Source organism: Oceanobacillus longus, from assembly GCF_042650085.1.
GTDB classification, from domain to species: Bacteria; Bacillota; Bacilli; order Bacillales; family Amphibacillaceae; genus Oceanobacillus; species Oceanobacillus longus.
Window position 1 is genome coordinate 423,964 of the sequence record NZ_JBHSAO010000006.1, and the last position, 23,178, is coordinate 447,141.

The 23,178-nt window shown below is 34.7% G+C and carries 19 protein-coding genes and 1 pseudogene; 2 read left to right on the forward strand and 18 right to left on the reverse strand.

Features of this window, described 5'->3' with window-relative positions; translation table 11 throughout:
- Window positions 1–344: 344 nt before the first annotated feature.
- Window positions 345–1,535 carry an acyl-CoA dehydrogenase family protein gene (locus ACFOUV_RS09690; RefSeq protein ID WP_379496598.1) on the reverse strand — a complete coding sequence of 397 codons (1,191 nt, stop codon included), beginning with the start codon at window positions 1,533–1,535 and terminating at the stop codon, window positions 345–347.
- A 464-nt stretch (window positions 1,536–1,999) separates the two neighbouring features.
- On the opposite strand from ACFOUV_RS09690, the gene ACFOUV_RS09695 reads away from it, so the two are divergent.
- Together ACFOUV_RS09695 and ACFOUV_RS09700 are read left to right on the forward strand one after the other, a co-directional pair.
- Window positions 2,000–2,533 carry a TRAP transporter small permease subunit gene (locus tag ACFOUV_RS09695; protein ID WP_379496555.1) on the forward strand — a complete coding sequence of 178 codons (534 nt, stop codon included), beginning with the start codon at window positions 2,000–2,002 and terminating at the stop codon, window positions 2,531–2,533.
- Entirely contained in the window at window positions 2,534–3,844 is a 1,311-nt protein-coding gene (locus ACFOUV_RS09700) for a TRAP transporter large permease (protein WP_379496556.1), read from the forward strand.
- Between the two features lie 97 nt (window positions 3,845–3,941).
- On the opposite strand, the gene ACFOUV_RS09705 is transcribed toward ACFOUV_RS09700, so the two are convergent.
- The 17 genes and pseudogenes from ACFOUV_RS09705 to ACFOUV_RS09785 all read right to left on the reverse strand — a co-directional run bounded on the left by ACFOUV_RS09705 (window position 3,942) and on the right by ACFOUV_RS09785 (window position 23,152).
- On the reverse strand, window positions 3,942–5,030 hold the full coding sequence (locus ACFOUV_RS09705; protein ID WP_379496557.1) for a phosphotransferase family protein: 1,089 nt from the start codon (window positions 5,028–5,030) through the stop codon (window positions 3,942–3,944).
- Window positions 5,031–5,494: 464 nt separating this feature from the next.
- Complete coding sequence (locus tag ACFOUV_RS09710) at window positions 5,495–7,042, reverse strand: class I adenylate-forming enzyme family protein (protein ID WP_379496558.1); 1,548 nt, start codon at window positions 7,040–7,042, stop codon at window positions 5,495–5,497.
- Between the two features lie 13 nt (window positions 7,043–7,055).
- Window positions 7,056–7,592, reverse strand: coding sequence for a TRAP transporter small permease (locus ACFOUV_RS09715; RefSeq protein WP_379496559.1), 537 nt, complete (start codon window positions 7,590–7,592; stop codon window positions 7,056–7,058).
- Between the two features lie 30 nt (window positions 7,593–7,622).
- Entirely contained in the window at window positions 7,623–8,933 is a 1,311-nt protein-coding gene (locus tag ACFOUV_RS09720; protein ID WP_379496560.1) for a TRAP transporter large permease, read from the reverse strand.
- Between the two features lie 67 nt (window positions 8,934–9,000).
- Window positions 9,001–10,110: a TRAP transporter substrate-binding protein DctP gene (locus tag ACFOUV_RS09725; protein ID WP_379496561.1), complete on the reverse strand. Its 1,110-nt coding sequence runs from the start codon at window positions 10,108–10,110 to the stop codon at window positions 9,001–9,003.
- A 415-nt stretch (window positions 10,111–10,525) separates the two neighbouring features.
- Window positions 10,526–11,974: an MFS transporter gene (locus tag ACFOUV_RS09730; protein ID WP_379496562.1), complete on the reverse strand. Its 1,449-nt coding sequence runs from the start codon at window positions 11,972–11,974 to the stop codon at window positions 10,526–10,528.
- Between the two features lie 141 nt (window positions 11,975–12,115).
- Window positions 12,116–13,675 carry an acyl-CoA synthetase gene (locus ACFOUV_RS09735; protein ID WP_379496563.1) on the reverse strand — a complete coding sequence of 520 codons (1,560 nt, stop codon included), beginning with the start codon at window positions 13,673–13,675 and terminating at the stop codon, window positions 12,116–12,118.
- Window positions 13,676–13,703: 28 nt separating this feature from the next.
- Window positions 13,704–14,465: an SDR family NAD(P)-dependent oxidoreductase gene (locus ACFOUV_RS09740; protein ID WP_379496564.1), complete on the reverse strand. Its 762-nt coding sequence runs from the start codon at window positions 14,463–14,465 to the stop codon at window positions 13,704–13,706.
- Window positions 14,466–14,481: 16 nt separating this feature from the next.
- Window positions 14,482–15,639 (reverse strand): acyl-CoA dehydrogenase family protein, encoded by a 1,158-nt coding sequence (locus tag ACFOUV_RS09745; RefSeq protein ID WP_379496565.1) that lies wholly within the window; start codon window positions 15,637–15,639, stop codon window positions 14,482–14,484.
- A gap of 23 nt (window positions 15,640–15,662) precedes the next feature.
- Window positions 15,663–16,856, reverse strand: a complete 1,194-nt coding sequence (locus ACFOUV_RS09750; RefSeq protein WP_379496566.1) for an acyl-CoA dehydrogenase family protein — start codon at window positions 16,854–16,856, stop codon at window positions 15,663–15,665.
- Window positions 16,857–16,923: 67 nt separating this feature from the next.
- Entirely contained in the window at window positions 16,924–17,694 is a 771-nt protein-coding gene (locus ACFOUV_RS09755) for an SDR family NAD(P)-dependent oxidoreductase (RefSeq protein WP_379496567.1), read from the reverse strand.
- Between the two features lie 131 nt (window positions 17,695–17,825).
- Complete coding sequence (locus ACFOUV_RS09760) at window positions 17,826–18,665, reverse strand: crotonase/enoyl-CoA hydratase family protein (RefSeq protein WP_379496568.1); 840 nt, start codon at window positions 18,663–18,665, stop codon at window positions 17,826–17,828.
- A 36-nt stretch (window positions 18,666–18,701) separates the two neighbouring features.
- Entirely contained in the window at window positions 18,702–19,103 is a 402-nt protein-coding gene (locus ACFOUV_RS09765; RefSeq protein WP_379496569.1) for a MaoC/PaaZ C-terminal domain-containing protein, read from the reverse strand.
- A 12-nt stretch (window positions 19,104–19,115) separates the two neighbouring features.
- A complete protein-coding gene (locus tag ACFOUV_RS09770) occupies window positions 19,116–19,568 on the reverse strand; it encodes a MaoC family dehydratase N-terminal domain-containing protein (protein ID WP_379496570.1) in 453 nt (150 codons plus the stop codon).
- A gap of 234 nt (window positions 19,569–19,802) precedes the next feature.
- Window positions 19,803–20,216, reverse strand: a complete 414-nt coding sequence (locus tag ACFOUV_RS09775; protein WP_379496571.1) for an acyl-CoA thioesterase — start codon at window positions 20,214–20,216, stop codon at window positions 19,803–19,805.
- Window positions 20,217–20,346: 130 nt separating this feature from the next.
- A complete protein-coding gene (locus ACFOUV_RS09780; protein WP_379496572.1) occupies window positions 20,347–21,396 on the reverse strand; it encodes a zinc-dependent alcohol dehydrogenase in 1,050 nt (349 codons plus the stop codon).
- 19 nt (window positions 21,397–21,415) lie between these two features.
- A pseudogene (locus ACFOUV_RS09785) lies at window positions 21,416–23,152 on the reverse strand (acetoacetate--CoA ligase).
- Window positions 23,153–23,178 lie beyond the last annotated feature (26 nt).

Here is a 23,178-nt window from a genome sequence, read left to right on the forward strand (position 1 = left end):
GTGATGAAAGATATAAAAATATAGATACCCATATTAACAATCTCATGAAATACATTTATGAGCAGTATGTCCAATAGTATATAAATACTATAAAAAACGCCCACAATTGGACCTCTTCTATATGATGTTGCGTTGCCAGTAAACGACAAATTAAAAGAGGTACTTTATTTTATAATAAACATTTAGCAATATATAATATTCAAAATCTAAATTTTCTCATGTCTTTCTTTCATCGTATAATCATTTTTCAATAAAAAGAACCCTCAAGGTAAATGGATTAAATCAATTACCTAATGGGTTCTTCTGTTTTTCTTAATCTAGATTAAATAGAATGAACTTTCATATTATCTCATTTCTAATTTAGCAACAGTTTCAGCATGTACTTCATCTGGACCATCAGCCATACGTAGGTGACGAGCATGAGCCCAAAGTTCAGCTAATATACCGTCAAATCCTCCTGCACCATGAACATGTACAGCTCGGTCAATTATATTAATCACGACACTAGGTACAATAACTTTAATCATAGCAATTTCTTTTCTTGCCACCTTATTGCCAACTGTGTCCATCATATAAGCAGCATTTAAAGTTAATAAGCGCGCTTGATCAATTTCAATACGTGAATCTGCAATTTGCTTACGTACAACACCTTTTTCTGCTAAAGTTGAACCGAACGCTTCACGGCTTTTTGCTTGTTTAATCATTAATTCTAATGACCTTTCTGCTATGCCGATTAAACGCATACAATGATGTATACGACCAGGTCCAAGTCTTCCTTGAGCAATTTCAAACCCTCTACCTTCTCCTAGAATCATGTTTTTAGCGGGTACTCTTACATTATTAAACTCTACTAAGCAATGCCCATGAGGAGCATCATCGAAACCATATAATTTAAGTACGTCTTTCACATGCACTCCAGGAGTGTCCATTGGGATAATTATCATAGAGTGTTGTTTATGCCTTTCAGCGTCAGGGTTACTTTTTCCAAATAAAATTAATAATTTACAATTTGGGTGCTTTACTCCTGAAATCCACCATTTCGTGCCATTAATAACATAATCGTCCCCATCCCGTTCAATCGTAGTTGAAATATTTGTAGCATCTGAAGAAGCAACGGCAGGTTCTGTCATAACGAATGCAGATCGAATCTTACCTTCTAACAGCGGAGTTAACCATTTCTCTTTCTGCTCAGGAGAAGCAAATTGCTCTAATAGTTCCATGTTCCCAGTATCTGGAGCAGAGCAATTAAAAACTTCAGGAGCAATGATCGATCGTCCCATGATTTCTTTTAAAGGAGCATATTCTAAATTAGTAAATCCCGCTCCGTTTTCATCACTCTGTAAAAATAAGTTCCATAGACCTTCTTTTTTCGCTTTCTCTTTCATTTCTTCTATAATCGGTACTACTTTCCACCTTGTTTCTCCTTCTTCGATTTGTTGTTTAACAAGCTTTTCATTAGGTAATACAACTCTCTCCATAAACACTTCTAACTTTTTCTTGTAAGCTTTCGTTTTTTCATTCATCTCATATATCACAATCAATCAGTCCCCCTTTATATTTTAAAATAAATTTACCTATTTCCATTCTATTCATTCATCTTTTAAATGTAAAGTATTAATCTGTAAATTCTAAAGATTTCAGATATTTATTGCAACAAAATATTTTGTATTTATTTTATTTTCAAAAATTCATTGCATTCATTTCACTTATCTGCTATCTTCTTAAATAACAGATTCGGAAAACCTCTTTCTACAAAAAAAGATTAGTTATGATGAAAATTATACAAGAATCAAAGTTAAACAAATCGAGATATTAATTTTTAATTCTTAGTAAAGGAGAGTTCATTTTCATTTGTCATTATGAAATTAGTTAAATTCAATGTCAATAAAATGTAATCGTTTCCATATTTACATGCGTTAAGCTTAACCTTCCAAGGGTAACATTATCTATTTTTTGAAAATTATTAATTTTAACTATATAAGTGAAAAGGGGAGAGATTATGAAAAACCTGATAATAGCATCTTATAATCTATACGGAAAATTCAATAAAATTTTAGTATACATAGCAGGTGGAATTGTTATGTTGATGAGCATCGCTATTACAATTGATGTTATATTAAGATACTTCTTTAGTTCTCCTACATCTTGGATTTTTAATACTTCAAATATTGCAACAGGATTTGTTGCTTTAATACTCGGTGGATATATGTTAATGAAAGATGGCCACGTTAGAGTTGATATATTTTTCGAGAAATTTTCTTTGAGAACACAAAGTATTATTGATTTAATTACCACGCTGTTTTTATTTTTAATCGTATTTGCTTTTATATGGCTAGGATTTGATTATGTCATGCATTATATGAATATTGGTGCAACATCTTCAGGAGGATTAGGTATTCCGTTGTGGGTGTATTGGACAATGATTCCAATCGGTGGAATTATACTAGGAATACAAGGAATTTTTAAATTAATAGAAGACATTTACATTATTATTAATGGTGAAAAATTATATGGTGATGAGGAGGTAAAATAGATGGATTTATTGATACTTGCAATCATTTTGTTCGGCTCTCTAATCTTTTTTCTAACGCTGGGTATTCCAGTTGCGTTTACCATGGGAGGCATATCACTTATCCTAGGCTTTTTCTTATGGGGAGGATCTCCTAGTATCGATGGCTTTGTATTAGGGACATTTGAAGAAGTTACGAATCCTATACTTACTGCACTTCCACTATATATATTTATGGCGGCTGTACTTAGATATGCTGACTTGGCTGACGATTTATATGAACTTATATATAGGTGGTTTGGTGGTTTAAAAGGCGGACTAGCAGCTGGAACAACATTTATCTCTGCCATATTTGCCGCAATGGTTGGGGTCGTATCAGTTTCAACAGCAACACTTGGATCTGTGGCAAGACCGTCGATGCTAAAAAGAGGGTATGATGATAAATTAACGATAGGAGTAATTATGGCAGGTGGAACATTAGGTATTCTAATTCCCCCAAGTATCGTCATGATTGTTTATGCTTCCATTGCAGAGGTCTCAGCTGGGGCACTGTTTATGGGGGGCGTCATACCAGGGGTTGTTGCTGCATTTACTTTTATCATATATGTTATGATCTATAGTTACATTAACCCCGATAAAGGTCCATCTATACCAAAAGATGAACGTTTCACTTGGAAAGAAAAATTTGAAACCTTAAAATCAGTTCTTATTCCAGCTCTTGTCATTATTGTTGTATTAGGTAGTATCTACTCAGGAATGGCAACTCCCACAGAAGCCGGTGCAGTGGGTGCTGTTGGTTCCTTATTTGCAGCTGGGGTTCGTAAAAAACTAACTTTAACAAACCTTAAATTAATATTCATAATGACTGCAGATTTACTTGGAATGATTTTTTGGATATTGATTGGAGCAGTTGCCTACGCACGAGTCGTAACTGTAACTGGCATTGGAAATGAATTTGCAACATTTATTACTACATTAGATGTGAATAATTGGATTATATTACTTATTATGATTGGGTTCTTTTTAATTGCTGGTATGCTAATCGACACCGTTGCCGTTCTTTTAATTACAGCACCTTTTTTCATACCAGCACTAACAGTTATGGAATTTGACTTGGTATGGTTTGGGATAATTTTTGTTATGACAACCTGTGTAGGTAGTTTAACACCACCATTTGGTATAAGTTTATTTGTTATGAAGGGTGTTGCACCTGATGTACGTTTAAGTAAAATATACCGTGCCGTTGTACCCTTTATCATGTTATATATTGTAGTTATAGCTATCTTTTTAATTTTCCCAGATTGGGTTCTTTGGTTGCCGGAGTTAATGAGGTAGGCGAAGTGATTTATAAATATCAATAAAGTGAAAAAATGAGCCACTCGTCATAGTAGAGGCTCATTTTTTTGCAATATTATGTTATTTTAAATGACATCTATCCATCTCTGCAATTCCTTCTGATATGCTCTAATGCTAAATTTAAAAATAAGTCCACTGTTACATCTCCATTTTTAAACCGCTCATCTGTTGTATATTCTTTTTTCCATCTAAAATAGATTTGTTGTGCAATCACTAAATTTTTGAAATACGCAAAAGCCATATAATAATTCATTTGTTCGATATTTCTTCCACTCTTCTTTGCGTAGCTTTCAATAAATTCCCTACGTGTATAAAATCCCGGTTTTGTAGTAATTGGATAATTTCTTATCTTTTTATAATCATCTGAGTCGGTGTCTTCTATCCAATAGACCATTGCTGACGCTAAATCAGTGAGTGGGTCACCTACCGTACTCATTTCCCAATCTAGTAAACTTGTCATTTCTTCAGGATTCTCACTATCAAATAACATATTACTTAAATGATAATCATAATGAATGATAGTCGAATCTTGAGACTCTGGTAAATTATTTAGTAACCATTTTTTTAACTGTTCAACTTCCATTTTCTCTATCAATTTAACGTTCTCATATCGCTTAATCCAACCTTTTACTTGTCGTAACAAAAATCCCTCTGGCTTCGTCATATGAACTAATTCCGTTTTTCTATAGTCAATGCTATGCAATTCTACCAATGTTTCTACTAATGCATTTGAAATATCTCTAAATTCCTTTTCATTATGATGATTGTCTGCTGCAAGGATATTGTCCAATAAATGTCCCTTTCTCTTTTCCATTATATAGAATGGGGCTCCTACTATATCCGAAACACCAGAAAATACATACACTTTAGGAGCCAAAGGGAAAACAGGATGCAGTGCTTTCAAGACCTTATATTCTCGTTGCATATCGTGCGCTTTTTCATTTATCGGTCCCTTAGGCGCTCTCCGCAAAACTCCTTCCCAATCCTTTATTTTCAATAGATAAGTTAAATTCGAACTCCCTGTACTAAACTGAAAAACTTCAAGTCTTCCTTTAGGTAAATCTTTTATTGCATTTCTTAAATATGATTCTACTGCTTTAGGGTCAATTTGTTCATCTTCTCGAACATTGATTACTTCATTTGTTTTTAAATTTTTATTGATCATTTTTTCCTCCTGACGAATTCAATATATTTTTAATATATTTAATAGAACTGCCATTTTATAAATATGTTTATATATCATATATTCTAATAAAATCCTTCGTTTAATTATTGAATAACATCTAATAAATAATAATTACATACAATTATATCCGTCTAAATTAATTTAGTCGATTCTAAATATACCGAAAATTAAGAAGTTAATATTCGTATTAAATATCTATACTCTATTAACCACAAAAAGAGATTTTTTGTTTTAGTGACCAGAGAATATACAGTAAGCCAATTCTTCTTTCAGTTAAAAGCTAATAGATTTAAAAGCATCGTAATAAATGATGAACATTAACCACAATACCTCAATAGATATGCGCATCGGTATTGTTCACTCTTCACATGAATGAATATTTTCTTTTTACTCAATTAGAGAAATTAATATTCTTATCTAAAATCAACTTTTGTATCGAATAACTATTTCAAAATATGCTTTAACACTTTTCCAGAAGCATTTCGTGGTAAATCCTCAACAAATTCATAAATGGCTGGTACCTTATATCTCGCAATATGATTTCCACAATAATCTCTTATTTCTTCAGTCCGTTTCTCATTTAAAGTTTTAGAAACAATAAAACACTTGACCTGCTCTCCATAAACAGGATGTGGAACCCCAATTACTGCTGTATCTTCAACCTCTGGGTGATTTTTTAGAACATCCTCTACTTCAATCGAATATATTTTTTCCCCTGCTCTGTTAATCATGTTTTTCTTACGATCTAAAATATAGAAATATCCATCTTTATCTTTTTTTACAATATCACCAGATTTCCAGTATCCATCTAGGAAGGAGTTTTCATTTTCTTCTGGTTTATTCCAATAACCTTTAATTACCATTGGACCTTTTATCAAAATTTCTCCTTCTTCATCAACTTCACATTCCTCATTTTTTTCATTAATAATTTTTATATCTGTAACAACAGAGGGTATACCAATTGAATTTGCTTTTTCGACCGGGTATTCTCTCGGCATTAATGTTGTAGGAGAAGCTGTTTCTGTCGCACCATAAACATTTTGAAATGTTGCATTTGGAAAAGCCTTTCTAAGAGTTTCTATCGTCTCTTTATAAATTGGAGCTCCACCATAACCAACCATTGTAACAAAATCAAAAGAGTATTTCTTGAATTTCGGACTGGATTGCATCATCATAAAAATAGAAGGAACGTTCGAAAGACTATTTGCCTTATGTTTAATTATTTCCTCAATATAATCATCATTCTTATAATGCTCTAATATGATAGAGGTTCCTCCAACATAGAAAACATGTAAAAATTGCCCTATTAATCCAGAGACATGAAAAATCGGAATCGCAATAATTGTTTTCATCGTAGCGTTTGTCTTACATACATCCTGATAGACCATTAAATTATGAATAATATTTACATGGGATAAAATAGCACCTTTTGGTCTACCTGTCGTTCCCGAAGTATACATAATTAAAGCTGCATCTTCCTCATCTATATCAGCTTCCTTTAACTTGATAGAGTAATCAAATTGATATAGATTATTTTGCTCCATATCAACTAAAATTGACTCATCAACCTTCGAAACATCAATATTTTCTCTAAAAACTTGATCCATCATAATAAGAGAAGGAGAAGAGTCTTGCAGCACATACGTTATTTCACCCTTGCTTAATCTAACGTTCACAGGAACCATTATCGCGCCTATTTTCAAACTGGCAAATAGAATTATTGGGAATTCCATAGAGTTTCCTATAATGGTTGCGATTCTATCGCCCTTTCTTATACCATATTCCCCTTGTAAAACAGCCGCTAAATTATTAACCTTTAAAAAAAACTCACCATAAGTTAAAGATTCGTTACCTTTGATTAGTACTTCTTTATCTTTATATTTAGTAACTGACTTCTCAAAAATCTCCAACATTGTAAATGGCCTGTCCCTGAAAACCTTAATTCCTTTCCTACCAAATAATTCCTTTTTAATTATCTCCAATACAGTCACCTCTTCTTATAAATTAATCTACTTTCTTTTCAGCAACAATTAGTGCCGAAGTATCTCCTTTAACATTCTTTATAATCAAGAATACTATTTCAATAATTACCAAGAAAAATGATAAAGGAACTAAATATAATAAAAAGTAATAAGGATATAAATTACCACCTGCCGGGAATGCAAACTCTTCGACAGTACCAGTTATAGCGTAAATTGCACTATAGTAAATGATTAAGGAAAATAATATAACTTCAAATAATAGTAACCCAATAATTATATTTTTCCGGATTTTATCAGAGAACCGATCTAAAACCATTGTTATCCTAGGAAGAACCCCTATTCCATACGCATAAGGCATAGCAGTAAATACAGATAGGGGTAGAAAATAATTGATTACTATTTCAAAATTTCCCGGAATTGATTGAGATAAAAAATTACGTCCAAGTACGTCAGCAACGATAAACAACATCATCGTAAACAAACTTACACCGCTTATAATCAGACCGATTGTTTTTATTCTTTCTAGCACCTTATAACTTTTCATATACAATTCACTCATACTATTATCCTCCCTTCAAACGTTTACAGTCTACATCGTATTAGGTAACCATAATACTAATTGCGGGAATACTACCATTAAAACTATTAATACTAATCCAGAAAACCCAGCAAATACCAAACTATATTTAAATATGCCATCTAGAGGAATTCTTGTTACTCCACCAACAGCGAATACACTTAAACCTACAGGCGGGGTTAATAAGCCTAATGTACATAATACGCCAACAAACACACCAAACCAAATGAGATTAATATCTATCATTTCGATAATAGGCAGTAAAACCGGTAAGGTCATTAAGATAACTGCTCCACCTTCAATAAACATAAATAAGATGAAATAAACGAGAGAGATAATAATCAGAATTGTTATCGGGTATTCGATAAGACTGCCTAAACTTTCCACCAATTTCCTTGGTAAAAGAGAGACTGAAACAAACCGACTTAAGATTTTAGCACCAATAAATATTATGATAACCATTCCTGTTACGTTCACTGTTTCTCTTATCGAGTTAATCATAAATTCTTTGTTTACTTTCCCTAAGATTATTGCTGCTATAAATCCACCGAATGCTCCTAGAGCTGCCGCTTCCGTAGGTGTTACAAATCCAGAGTAAATTCCACCAAAGATCACAAATGCAATGAATAAACTTGCACCAAGAGAAGTAATTATCGCTCTTTTCGTGATTTCTCTACGTGTAAATTTAATTTTTTCCTTTTTACGTTCAGGCGGTGTTGTTCTATTTAGTAAGAAAACCATAGCTATCATAAAACATAAGGTCATGATAATACCTGGAATTATAGCTCCCATAAACAAATCCCCAATTGGCGTTTCAGAAAAAACTCCAAATAAAATTAATATTAAACTAGGAGGAATAATTCCTGATAAGGAACCTGCAGCAGCTGCAACAGCACCTGCCAAATTTTGATTGTACCCATAATTTCTTAATTCCGGGACTGCAACTTGTCCCATAGAAGCTGAAGTTGCAGTTCCTGACCCTGATACAGCACCCAAGAGTCCTCCAACTACTAATGTTAATGCACCTAAAGTTCCTTTTCTGCCAATTGAAATATTATATACTATCGTAAATAAATCTTTAACAATACCTGCATTCAGAACGAATTGTGCCATTAAGACAAATAAGGGAATGGTTGTTAAAGTATAGTTTGCTATTGAATTAAATGGATCACTACCCAATAATCCATTTAATAAATTCCCCTGGTCAATTAATAATAGTCCAATTACTCCTACACCTAGTAATACCGAGTGTATATATAAACCAGCTAATAATAACAAGAAAAAAAGGATCAATATGATTGGAACAAGGACAATATCTGCCATAAAAAACTCCCTCCCTTTTTCTGATTAATGCGAATGATATATCTACTCCGAGTAGATATATTTTTTCTTATTCAAGTTCTTTAATATCTTCCGGGACGTCTCCACCTTCTTCTATTACTAAATCTCTCCAGAGGATTGCCAATTCCTTTCCAGGAAGATCTCTTTCTTCCATTAATTCGATAAAGTCATACCAAACTTGTTCCATTCCCACTAATAAGTGTGATTGAACCTCTTCATCTAATTCACCAATATCAACAAATACCCCACCATTTTCTAAAGAATAGTCGATCATTTCTTGCTTACGACTCTCCCAATCATTAGCGGAATACTCAATTATTTCATGTGTTACTTCGGTCATTATTTCCTGCACATCTTCTGGTAGACTATCCCATGTTTCCTGTGTCATTCCCAACGTTGAATTAAAATGACCATAGTTTGCTCCTGTAATTGTATATTTAAATAAATCTTGAAAACCATATCCAGACCAGTCAGCGATACTATAGAACGCTCCCTCAAAGGCTCCTCTGTTCATTGCATCGTACATATCAACACCTGGCATTGTTACAGAGCCAGCAGCAATATCCTGTGCATAAGCCTCATGACCACGCGATGAAGTTCGAAGTGTTGCACTTTTAACTGCATCAACAGAATCAAACTCATAACCAGTTGTAGAAATAACATATTCTGTTGTTGTAGATACAGGAAGCGCTTTTAATCCATTATCGCCATACTCCAATTCCACAAAGGACTTTCCATCCTTTAATTCAACATCACTTTCGATTAATTTAGCAAAAGCCCGTGAAGCAATGTGAACATCTGAATGAGTAAGTGGCAACATCGTAACTTCCGACATTGGGAACCGTTGCGGATCATAAATTGCCGGGACATTTACGATATCAGCAAGTCCTTGAGTAAGCCCATCATATTCATGGGTATTCTCTACTAATTCACCTGAGTAAAACACTTCAAATTGTACACGTCCATCCGTTCTTTCTGTTACTTCCTCCATCCATGGAGTAAAAAAACCTTCACCCCAGCCATGATTTGGACTACCTCCCCCTGCAGCTACTAAATGTATTTCACCTTCATTATTACCTGAATCTGTATTATTGCTACATGCTACAAGTAAAAACAATAGAACAGAAAGAGACATTGCTAACACCAACTTTTTCTTCATAAAAATATTCCTCCTTTGATAAATTTTATATTGAGAGGGCTACCATTAATTGCACATTATCATCTATATGAAAACCCTTACATTTTATTCACTTTTAGAAAATATTTATCATTTAATAATCCGAACAAATTTAGTAGATTAACTATTTGATGTAGATAACCTAGAATATAAAAGCAAACAATACATTTTCCATTCTCAAGTAATTTTATTAATGTAACATCTAATTTATGCAATACTTTTGGATTATAGTTCAATTCATTCGCTTCACATAGTCTATACAACTCTTTTCAACATAATTTTTTATTATATTCCAATAAAAAAGCAGTATCATTTTTATTTGATACTGCTTTTTTATCTCTTATATAATTTTAAGCATTCATTAATACCAACTGATAGAATATCAAAATATAACGATTTATACATCGACTCTCTTAATAAACAAGGAAATAATAAAACCAATTATAGATAAAAACAAAGAAAGGGCGAAGGCGGCATTAATACCAGCCGCTACGACTTCAGATTGAGCAATGATGTTGATTGGCCCTTTTGCATTATCTAGATATGCTTTCTGGCCTGTAGACATCGTACTGATAGCAAGTGCAACTCCAATTGCACCAGCCACATGGAGCATTGTCTGCATAACAGCTGTACCATCTGTTTGGAATTTTGTAGGTAATTGGTTTAAGCCATTCGTTTGAGCTGGATTAAAAACCAAAGCAACCCCAATAAGGGTGCAACAATGGATTAAAATAATAGTTAATTCTCCAGTAGTAGTTTTTACTGTTGTAAATAAAAAGAACATAATGATTAAAATTAAAAATCCAGTACGCACTATATATTTTGGACCATATCGATCAAATACCCGTCCAAATACGAGAGCGGTAACACCATTAAGGACACCACCTGGTAACATGATAAGTCCCGCGATAGCTGCAGGTAAAAGTAATCCTTCTTTTAAATACATAGGCATAAGAATGGAGACTGATAGGTTAACCGACATCACTAAAAAAACAATTGCAGCTCCTAATGCAAACATCGGGAACTTAAAAACTCTTAAGTCCATCATCGGAGCATCCAATTTAAATTGACGAATGGAGAATATAACAAGAGAGAGAATTCCAATTGTTAATGATAAAATGAAAACCCATTTTCCCCAAGTACCAACAATACTTCCTAAACTGCTAAAGCTAAAAACAATTCCCCCAAAACCAATTGTTGAAAAGAAAATAGATATTATATCAACTTTAGGTTTGGTAAGGTTTGATATGTTTTGCATGTAAATCAAACCAAAAATAAAGGAAAAGGTTAAGAGCGGTATACAGAACCAAAAGATCCCTTTCCAGTTATGGATTTCGATCAGTAGACCAGCAATGGTTGGTGCTATTGCTGGTGCTCCCATAACAATTAGCATCATTAACCCCATGACAAACCCTCTTTTATGTGTCGGAAACAGAACTAGAATCACATTCATCATGAGAGGCAATAATATCCCAGTGCCTATTGCTTGGATAATTCGTGCAAATAAAAGGAACTCAAAATTAAATGAAAAAATAGCTATAATTGTTCCTGCCATTAAAAAGCAAAGTGATATGATAAATAAATTTCTTGTAGTTACCCATTGATATAAGACTCCAGATATTGGGACTAGTACGCCAATTGTAAGAATATATCCCGTAGTTAACCATTGAACAGTAGATGCATCAACGTGAAAATCATCCATAATATTTGATAAACCCATATTTAATGAAGTTTGACTAAAAATTCCTATGAAAACCCCTATCAAAAGTGAAGCCATGATTGGAATAGGTCTGATTTTTGGTTTTTCTATTTGACCATTTATCAATACTGATTCATTATTATTCATGATTAATCCTCATTTACAATTTTTAAAATCACTCTCTCTTTTTTACTTTGAAATCGGATTTATAAAACATACTATACATTCACTTTCCTAGCTAAAAAAGCAGTATCAAAAAACTTTGATACTGCTTTTTGCTATTTAATATTAATTAATCGGGTTAGATTCCTTTTGCATAACAAACTTCAATACTTTACCTGATGCATTACGGGGTAGCGCATCAACAAATTCTACAATTTTTGGCTTTTTATACGAAGCTAAATGCTGCTTACAGTGATCAATGACTTGTTGTTCTGTTAAGGAATGATCAGGTTTTGTTACGACTACCGCTTTTACACTTTCTCCCCAATCCTTATCTGGAACACCAATAACAGCACATTCCATAATTTCAGGCATTTCATAAAGCGTTGCCTCGATTTCAGCAGGATAAATATTCTCTCCACCACTAATGACCATATCCTTTTTACGGTCAACGACATAAATAAAACCTTCTTCATCCATTCTTACTAAATCTCCACTGTGAAACCAGCCACCCTCAAACGCTTCTTTCGTTGCTTCTTTATTTTTATAATACTCTTTCATTACAATCGGACCGCGATAAACGATTTCTCCTACTTCTCCAACAGGAACATCATTCATATTTTCATCTACCACACGTACTTCTACGTTCATATATGGTTTCCCTACAGAGTCATTTTTCCTTAATGCATCTTCTCCAGAGTTACTCGTTGCAGTTGCTGTTGTCTCTGACTGACCAAAGTTATCAAAAAAGATAGCATTAGGGAACGTTTGAAGGATTCGTTTTTTCACTTCTAACGGTATAATTGCTGCACCTGTAATCGTTCTTTTAACAGAAGATAGATTATAGTCATCAATAGTAGGTACTTGGAAAAGGAAATTCCACATCGCAGGTACTAAAAATAGTACATTTAATGCTTCTTCTTCGACAGTATTTAATACATTTACTGGATCAAAATCCTGGTGAATAACCGTCTTACCACTAGTTAAGCAGGTATACATTGTGAGCAGCAGTCCAGCAATGTGGAATTGCGGTACACAAATGAGTTGACTATCCCCTATATCAGATTTTGTGTCAATTACCATATTCATCATGTTTACACAAATATTTTTATGTGATAATACAGCACCCTTTGGTCGTCCAGTTGTGCCTGACGTGTATACAATATAACAGGCATCATTATCCGTTAAATCTTCACATGGTTGATACGTTAATTCTGCATCAAAAATAGATTCATATTTAATATAACCATCTTGAACTGTGTCTGCTCCTATAACGACCACTTTTTCAACCTTGTCTAGGTCGTCCTTAATGGATTCAATCATATCGACATAATCATGATCAATCACTAAGACTTTCGTATCGGAGTTGTCTATAATATATTTTACTTCACTTGGTCCTAAGCGAAAATTTATCGGTACACCAACACCACCTGATAATGCGGAAGCAAAAGCTACTTCTGGAAAAGCCATAGAGTTCTTCAGCATAAAGCCTACTTTGTCATCTTTAGCAATTCCATTTCCTTGAAACCATGCAGCAAGTTTTGAAGCGTTTTTATCCATTTCTTCAAAAGTTACGCGTCGATTTTCAAATACATATGCTTCATTATGTGGTGTTTTATGTGTTGCCCTTTTTAACATTTCTCCAACAAGCATTTGACTTGATAGATTTAAAGAAGAACTTGTCATCGTTTTCACTCCTTTAATATTAAAATACTTACAATTTATATCCTCCATCAACAGGGAGTACAGAACCCGTTGTGTAACTAGAAGCATCTGAAGCTAGATACAAAGCAGCACCAATAATTTCATGTGGTTTACCTGCACGTTCTAAATAGGCATCCTTTTTGAAAGTAGCCATCATATCTTCATCCCAAGCTTTGGATATATCTGTTAAAAATGGTCCCGGCATAATACAGTTCACTCTAACTTTTGGTCCATAGGTTGCTGCTAAACCAACTGTAAGTATATTTAATCCAGCTTTGGCAGCAGCGTATGGTATTTCAGTCGTTGATGGCCTAACTGCAGCAATACTACTCACATTAATTATAGATCCCCCGTTACCTTCACTCATCCGCTCTCCAATGAGAGCAGACAAGCGAAATGGTCCTTTTAAGTTGAGTGATAAAACACTATCCCACATTTTCTCATTTACATCCGTTAATGATTCATACAACGGGGACATTCCAGCGTTATTTACTAAAATATCAACTTTATCAAACTTATTGTCGATTCCTTCAACCAATTCATTGATTTGATCCCAGCGTCCCAAATGACATGCATAAGAATACGCTTTTCTTCCTAGTGCTTCTACTTCTTTTGCTACTTCTTCACAGGAGTCAAGTTTGCGGCTAACAATAATGATATCAGCACCTGCCTTTGCAAATGCTAAAGCCATTTCTCTACCTAATCCGCGACTTCCACCAGTAATGAGGGCAAGTTTACCTTCTAGTGAATATAATTCTTCTACTGATTTCAAATCTTCGCCCCCCTTTTTAACGTCCTACTGCAACACTTTCTTTATCACTAACTAAAGCGTTTACAATTTCTTCGCGGTAATCTTCAGGGGAACCAAGATAGTTTTCTAATGTCTTCGCGCGTTTTAAAAAGAAGTGACAATCAAATTCCCAGGTAAAGCCCATCCCCCCATGAATTTGAACATTATCATTGGCTGACTTAATGAATGCTTCTGTAATTAGTGAACGCGCCATAGCAATTGCTTCAACCACATCTTCTGTGTTATTTTCTAATGCCCATCCAGCGTAATAAGAGAGAGAACGTCCTGTTTCTAAATTCATCTTCATTTCTACAATCTTATGTTTTACTGCTTGGAATCTGCCAATTGGTTGACCAAATTGTACTCTTGTATTTGCGTATTCTGTTGCAGTTTCAACAATTCGTTCCATTCCACCTACCATATTGGAACACAAAGCTGCATTTAGTCCACGAACTCCAATTTCTAGCAATTCCCATCCTGCATTTTCCTGACCTAAAAGTTGGGATTTAGGTACAGCTACATCATTAAATGTCACCTTTACCATTTTTCTCGTTTCATCCATGCTTATCTGTTTTTCTAATTGTAGTGTAGTAGAATCACGATCAACTAAAAGCAAAGAAATATCCTGTTCACTCATACCAGTTCTTACAGGTACGATTAACGTATCAACAAAATCAGCATGTGCAACAAGTATTTTCTCGCCACTCAGAACATACTCATTACCTTTTTCCGTCGCGCGAACATTTATGTTTGAAGGGGCGTATTCTCCATTTCCTTCTAAAAGTGCCAATGAGAATTTGCGCTCGCCAGTAGCTAATTCCGTTAAATATTTTTCTTTTTGCTCTGTTGAACCATATTTTTCAAGAAGTGGTGCAGCGAAGGATACGGTTTCTATATACGGACCAGGAATAACTGCGCGTCCCATCTCTTCTAATATCGGAACCAACGTTAACGGCCCCATTCCTAATCCACCGTAAGATTCTGAAACAGTGATTCCCATATAACCTAATTCAGCTAAACCAGTCCATAAATCATCTAGGACTTCTTCTTTTCCTTCCGAATACGCACGCGGGATTTCTAAATCCCCCTTTGATTTTATAATTTGTTGTGTCTGACGCTGAAATAGTTGTTGTTCTTCATTTAAAGCAAATTCCATTTAAAAAACCTCCTCTATTTATATTAATATTTAATATCCTTTGGTAGACCTAAAATTCGTTCTGCAACAATATTACGCTGAATCTCTGACGTACCACCTTCAATTGTAAAAGCCTTAGAACGTAAGTAATCATACTGCCATTCTTCACCAACTGCAGCATCTTCTTTCCACAATGTATTAACTGATCCCTGTAGTGACATGGCATAGGAATAGATTTCCTGACCAAGTTCACTACCACCTAGTTTATCCATCGACCCTTCTGGACCTGGATAGCCATTGCGAATGGAATTGGTTAAGTTACGATAATAATTGAGTAGAAGCCCTCTTGATTTCGCACGGAGTCTGCCAATATCTTGACGGACAATTGGATTTTCTATTAGTGGTCGCCCATTTTTCTTGAGCGTACTTGCCAATTCAACCAATTCATCAAAAACTTGATTCAATTCAAAGATTTGTCTTGCCACACCTGTGCGTTCATGGCTTAATAATGTTAAAGAAACTTTCCAACCTTCATTTATTTCTCCAACGATATCCGCCTCATAAGCAACAGCGTCATTTAAAAACACTTCATTAAAAATATGCTGATCATCAATTGAGCGAATTGGTTTTGTTTCTACACCTTCTTGATGCATATCTACTAAAAATGCCGTTATACCGTGGTGTTTTTTACCTGTGTTCTCTGTTCTTGCGAGTAGGAAACATTTATCAGCTAAGTGCGCCATACTTGTCCAAATCTTCTGACCATTAATTATCCACTTATCCCCTTTTTTGACTGCACTTGTCTGTAGCGCTGCCAAATCAGATCCGGAGTTGGGTTCAGAATAGCCTTGGCACCATATTTCCTCGCCATTCAAAATTTTATTAACATATTTATCTTTTTGTTCGTCAGTCCCTATTTGAAGTAATGTTGGACCGACCATTGCAACACCAATCACATTAATTTGTGGAGGAGCTTTTACTCTTGCCATTTCCTGTTCATAAATAACTTCCTCTAATAAAGAAGCGCCTTTTCCACCATATTCTTTTGGCCAAGAAATCCCTGACCAACCACCATCAAATAACTTACGTTGCCAATCTTTAAAAAATCTTCTTTGTCCTTCGTTATCTCGGGGGATTACTCTGTTTCCTTCTAACCACCCGTCAGGCAAATTGTCTACTAACCATTGTCTTAATTCATCACGAAACTTTTCTTCTTCCGTAGTAAAAGAAAAATCCATTTTATTTCCTCCTCTTTTTATCTTTACTGAAAATAGTATCTTTTCAATAAATTCATTCCAGAAAAAATCAAGTTAACATATAACCGCCATCTACAAGCATGTCAATTCCAGTTACATAGGAAGCTTCTTCTGACGACAAAAATGCAACCACACTTGCAATTTCCTCCGGTTTACCGAGACGGCTCATTGTTGTTTTTCTGTTTATAATTTTTTGTACTTTTTCGTTTTGGGAATCTACTAAATCTGTCGCAATAAATCCTGGAGAAATAGAGTTCACACGGATACCACTTCTTGAGTACTCAAATGCTAAGGCTTTTGTTAAATTAATTACAGAAGCTTTAGCTGCACTATAGTGTGGGAACAAAGCTCCAGGTTTATATCCAGATAATGATGCAATATTAATAATATTACGGTCAACATTTTCATTTTTACTAGCGGCATCAATCATTAATTTACCGATTTTTTTCGATACAAGAAATACACTATCTACATTCAACTTTTGGATATCATCCCATTGTTCGTAGGAGGTTTGTTGAATATTTGAATTGAATGAACCTCCGGCATTATTAATGAGAACAGTTACGTCACCAAATTCTTTTTCTAGATAGTCCGTTAACTGATCTACATCTTTTTCAGAAGTTACGTCACAAGTAAATGGAAAAGCAACTTTTTCATTCTCTACTTCATTAATCTCACTTGCTACTCTATCTAATTTGGAAGCAGTTCTTCCAACGAGAATAACTTTAGCACCTTCTGCAGCTAATCGTTTTGCAGATGCCTCCCCGATGCCACTTCCCCCACCAGTAATGACTGCAATTGCGTTGTTAAATCTACTCATTATTATTCCATCTCCCTTCGATACTCAAATGTATTAATTTTTTAGTGAGTTCCATATCTTCATTATTACTTACATCAAGTAAATATTGTTCTATTTTTATATTTCATAGATAATAATTTCTATAAAGTTTATTAAAATTTCCGTTCTTCCCACCATGGGAAAAAGTCAGGCATATCCGAACTTACCTTCATACTGAATTCTGGCTTACGCTTTTCAAGAAACGCATTCACACCTTCTTTTACATCCGCATTTCTACCTGTCCAATAGATGTATTTTGATTCTATTTTATGCGATTCCATTGGATGGTCTGCGCCAAGCATTCTATACATAAGTTGTCTATTTAATGCAACAGACATAGCCGACGTATTTTCTGCGATTTCAAGTGCAATTTCTCTAGCTGTGCTCAATAACTCATCTGGTGGAACGACTCTACTAATTAATCCACACTCTTTCGCTTCTTGAGCAGGAAAAACTCTACCAGTTGATACCCACTCCATCGCTTGACTCACTCCAACAACTCTCGGCAAAAACCAGCCACTACAGGCTTCCTGTGCAATTCCTCTTCTCGCAAACACAAATCCCATTTTAGCGTCCTCTGAAGCAATCCGTATATCCATGGGTAATGTCATTGTAATTCCAACACCAACAGCTGGACCATTTATGGCAGCGATGATTGGTTTTTTAAGTTCGTAAATCCGCAATGAAACTAATCCCCCACCATCACGATAATCCTCTATTGACACATCTGACTTAAAAATACTAGCATCTTTATCTAAATCTGCACCCGCACAGAAGCCTCTTCCTTCCCCTGTCATAATGACAACACGTACATCATCATTTTCATCTGCATGGTCAAGAGCAGCTATAATCTCGTCTCCCATGAACTCCGTATAAGCATTCATTCGATCAGGTCTGTTTAATGTAATTGTCATAATATTGTCTGTTATGTTTGTTTTAATTGTTTCATACATAAGATAATCCCCCCTTTTTTAATTAATTGCATTGTTTCAATCTGGTAAAATCGCTTCAAAAATCCCTGCTAGTTTTACTTCTCCATCTGCATTTGAGGCTAATACTTCACCTATAATTTTGTTACCCTCACTTTTTTCTAGAACTTTTCCAGTCACATGGATAGATTCTCCAGGAAATGTCATTTTTTTGAAACGGACTTGAAATTTGGTGATATGTTTCCTTGGAATCCATTTCGTTAGTCCTTCCGCAACAAATCCCATAATTAACATGCCATGCGCAATGACTCCAGTGCCAGATTCTTCACCAATTTCTTCAACTGTGTGTAACGGATTAAAGTCTCCCGATGCTCCTGCATATTTTACTAATTGGACTCTCGTAATCTCAGTTTTCTTTAAAATCGGAAATGACTCCCCTATACGTACATCATTAAAATACATCATCTCCCCCCTTTAATGCCGATGAATTGCTACGCTCTTAGAAACTGCAACCAGTTTATCCGCTTGATTTATATACCTATTCTCTGTTGTAATTAAATCCATTCCACCGGTGGATCCTTGCTTTACTACAATATCTATAATTTTAGACGTAATAGTAAGTACATCGCCTGCATAAATTTCACCTATGAATTCGTATGCTTGTTCGCCATGTACAACACGTACTGGATCAATTTGATATTGCTCAAACATTTTTAAAGCATCTCCACCACCCCAAAATTCTACAGCTGTGAGAAAGGTTAGCGGAATTGGGATCTTGTCAAATCCTTCATTTTTCGCTTTCTCAACGTCATAATAGATTGGATTTTCGTCCCCTATTGCTTCTGCAAATTCTTTAATTTTTCCTTCTTCAACTTTAAATGTATAAGGCTCCATCTGTACTCCAAGTAAATTTTTAATTGTTGCCAATGTATCACCTCTTTTATTCACATTCTACGTATTTTAATTTTAACTTAGATTTTTATTTTTAAATATACATTCAAAAAAATACATAAAAATATACGTGCAATACATTTATTTTAAAGCGCTTACATACAGAAGTGTAATAGCCCTTCTTTGAATCCAATGATAACAAAGACTATTCCTAAAATCAATTATATTCTGTTAATTATTTCTATTAATTTTAACACTTATTAAATGAACTTATTTAGGTATAATAGATTCAAAAAACTGTCCAACCGAATCGACTAGTGGCATGCTTTTTCTCTTCTCTAAATCAATCATAACTGTTACTACTTCAGCTTCTGTGATTATCTCATGATTTGCATTATAAATCTTTTGTTTTAATGTAAAACTACTTCTCCCACGTTGATATGGTTTGGTTGTAATCGTTAACTTCTCACCTAAATGCGCCTCATTTATATAAGAAATTTCAAGGTTTCGTAATACAAATGCCTGACCCTCTTTCATTAATTTATCAATAGTAAACCCTATTTTTTTATACCATTCCAATCTCGCCTTTTCAAAGTAGTGAATATAAATGATATTATTTACATGGTTTAATACATCAATATCTTCTGGTTGAACAATAACTTCTGTAAAATGCTCACCCACCATTTTCACCTCCATTAGTAATAGAATAATTTCATTGTAACCGATTTTTATAGAAAATCAATATTAAAGGACGAAATTTTCAGAATAATTAAATGATAAAAGAGGACTCTAGATTAATTTTGTCAACGATATCTTATATATTAATTAGCACGCGCGTTGGATTATCGATTTTTTTATACAAATATTCCAGAGCCGTATTTACTTCTTCAAGTTGAAATTCATGTGTAATCGACTCTTCTAAAAATAATCGTTTACTTGAGACTAAATTAATAAGTTGCTGGACTGTATTTTTTGTATGTCCAAAAGATCCGTAAATTGTAAGCTGCTTTCGCACGTATTTAGCAACAGACATTAACTCAATTGATTCATAGCCAATACCTGATACGACTAACCTCCCACCCGTAGTGAGTGAATTTGCTGCTGCTGTTACCGTCTCTTTCTTCCCAATAAATTCTGCAGCAACGTCGACACCAAATCCTGTGTGCTTTTTAATGACTTCAACTGGAGATTCATACAAAGGATTAATAACAATATCCGCTCCCAATTCTTTTGCTTTTTCTAATTGTTCATCCAAGATATCAATAGCAATAATTTGTTTTGCTCCAGCCATTTTTGCAATTTGTACAGCATGTAAGCCAAGACCCCCGACACCAAAGATAGCAACAGATTCACCAAGACGAAGTTGCGCACGTTCAATCATTGCATGAAAGGGAGTTGCTACCGCATCGGTAACAATAGATCCGACATGAAACGGGATATTATCAGGTAATTTGACTAGATTTTTTGCTGGAATAGCAATATATTCTGCCAATCCCCCGTCACGATGTACTCCCAACACTTCTAAATTCGAGCATATTTCACTATGCCCAGCAATGCAATTTTTACAGGATCCGCAATAAATAATTGGATAAACCGACACCCTTGCTCCTACTTCCCAGTCGTTCACTGCTGCTCCTTTAGAGGCTATTACACCAGATGGTTCATGGCCAATTATTATCGGATGATGAACAGGAACCATCTCCCCTTCATAAACCATATGAATATCTGATCCACATAAGCCAACACTCTTTAATTGAACTAATACTTCATATTCTTTTATTTCAGGGACAGGTACGGTATCAATCTGTATTGGTTCATTTATCTCGTAAAAACGTGCTGCTTTCATTTCTTTTGGAATATACATCTCGTCACCCTCTTTCTTATTATTTATTAAATAGGCTAACTGAATCTTTTTTATATTCTTGAGCTAACTTTTTAAACGGTTCCAGGGATTTGGGATTTTGCATGGAGTCTTGGCTAATTACCCTATCTAAATCAAACCCTAATAACATCTTTCTAATAGGAACCTCTAATTTTTTCCCATTTAATGTTTTTGGTATTTGTTCTACTTGATAAATTTCGTCCGGCATAAAGCGCGGAGACAAATTCGTTCTAATTTCTTGTTTAATCTTTTTCTTTAAACCCTCTTCTAATTGGCCCTCTATCAGAACTACAAAATAAATCAAGGCATTACTTCTTCCAATAACTTCTAAATCAATAGCTAATGCTTCTGTCACTTCAGCGAATCCTTCAATCACACGATAAATATCACTTGTTCCCATGCGAACTCCAGAACGATTAATCGTTGAATCGGACCTTCCGTAGATAATAGACCTTCCTTGTTCATCTACCTTAATCCAATCGCCATGTTTCCAAATGTCAGGGTATGTGTCAAATTAACTTTCATGATAACGTGTACCATCTTTATCATTCCAAAAATACAACGGCATTGATGGCATCGGATTCTTGATAACCAATTCTCCAACTTGATCTACTAATTCATTACCTTCCTCATCAAAACTATCCACATGAACTCCTAATAAACGTCCTTGGATTTCACCTAGTCGTACAGGATCAATCGGAACTCCACCTACAAAAACAGAGTTAACATCTGTACCGCCACTTGAAGAACTTAGCCACAGATCTTTTTTTACTTTTTCATAAACCCAATGAAAAGTTTCACTTGTTAGTGGAGCACCTGTTGAAATAATCGTCTGCAATGTCGATAAATTGTAATTTTTTCCTGGCTCTACATTCATTTTCATGGAACTAGCTAAAAAAGGAGCACTCGTTCCAAAAGAAGTAATTCCTGCATCTTCCGTTAGTTTCCATAATGTATTCATATCCGGATAAGTTGGGCTGCCATCATAAAGTACAATATCCGCTCCAGAAAACAATGCCCCTACAAGCATATTCCACATAACCCAACCTGTTGTTGTAAACCAATAGACGGTATCATTCGGTGTAAGGTTATTTTGTATTGTCATCGTTTTTTTATGTTCTAAAACAATTCCGCCATGCCCCTGTACAATTGGTTTAGGCATGCCTGTTGCATCAGATGAGTACACAACCCACAGCGGATGATTGAATGGTACACTTTCATACACGAGTGGTACGTAGTCATACACAATATCATATCATCCCAGTGAATCGTATCGGCTAAATTCTTCCTTTGTTTTGTACCTTGAAACGGAACATGTATCGTATGGTTTATCGTAGAAATTTCGGATTGAAGTTTTGCAACAACCTCACTGCGGTCAATTGATTTTCCGTTATATTGATAACCATCCACAGCAAACAGAACAACTGGATCAATTTGTTTAAAAAAGTATATTTTCTGAATAATTTAGCATCGCATCTTGAAACCAATCCGCGCCAGGCATCTTTCTCTCTGCTAAAACGTTACTATACGGTTTATTAAATTTTATTTCACAATAATCCGATACTGATTCCCAAAATGTCTCCAATTCATCGACAGACCATTTCCATAAGTCATTATAGCCCTGAAATTTTACACCGTTTTTATCTTTTAGCCATTCCATGTAGTTTATCATCACTGTCTCATTTTTCCGTTCTTCTGAAGGTTCCCAAATAACTTCCCCCACTGATAGAGTCATCAAATAACCTCCTAATTTTAATTAACCTA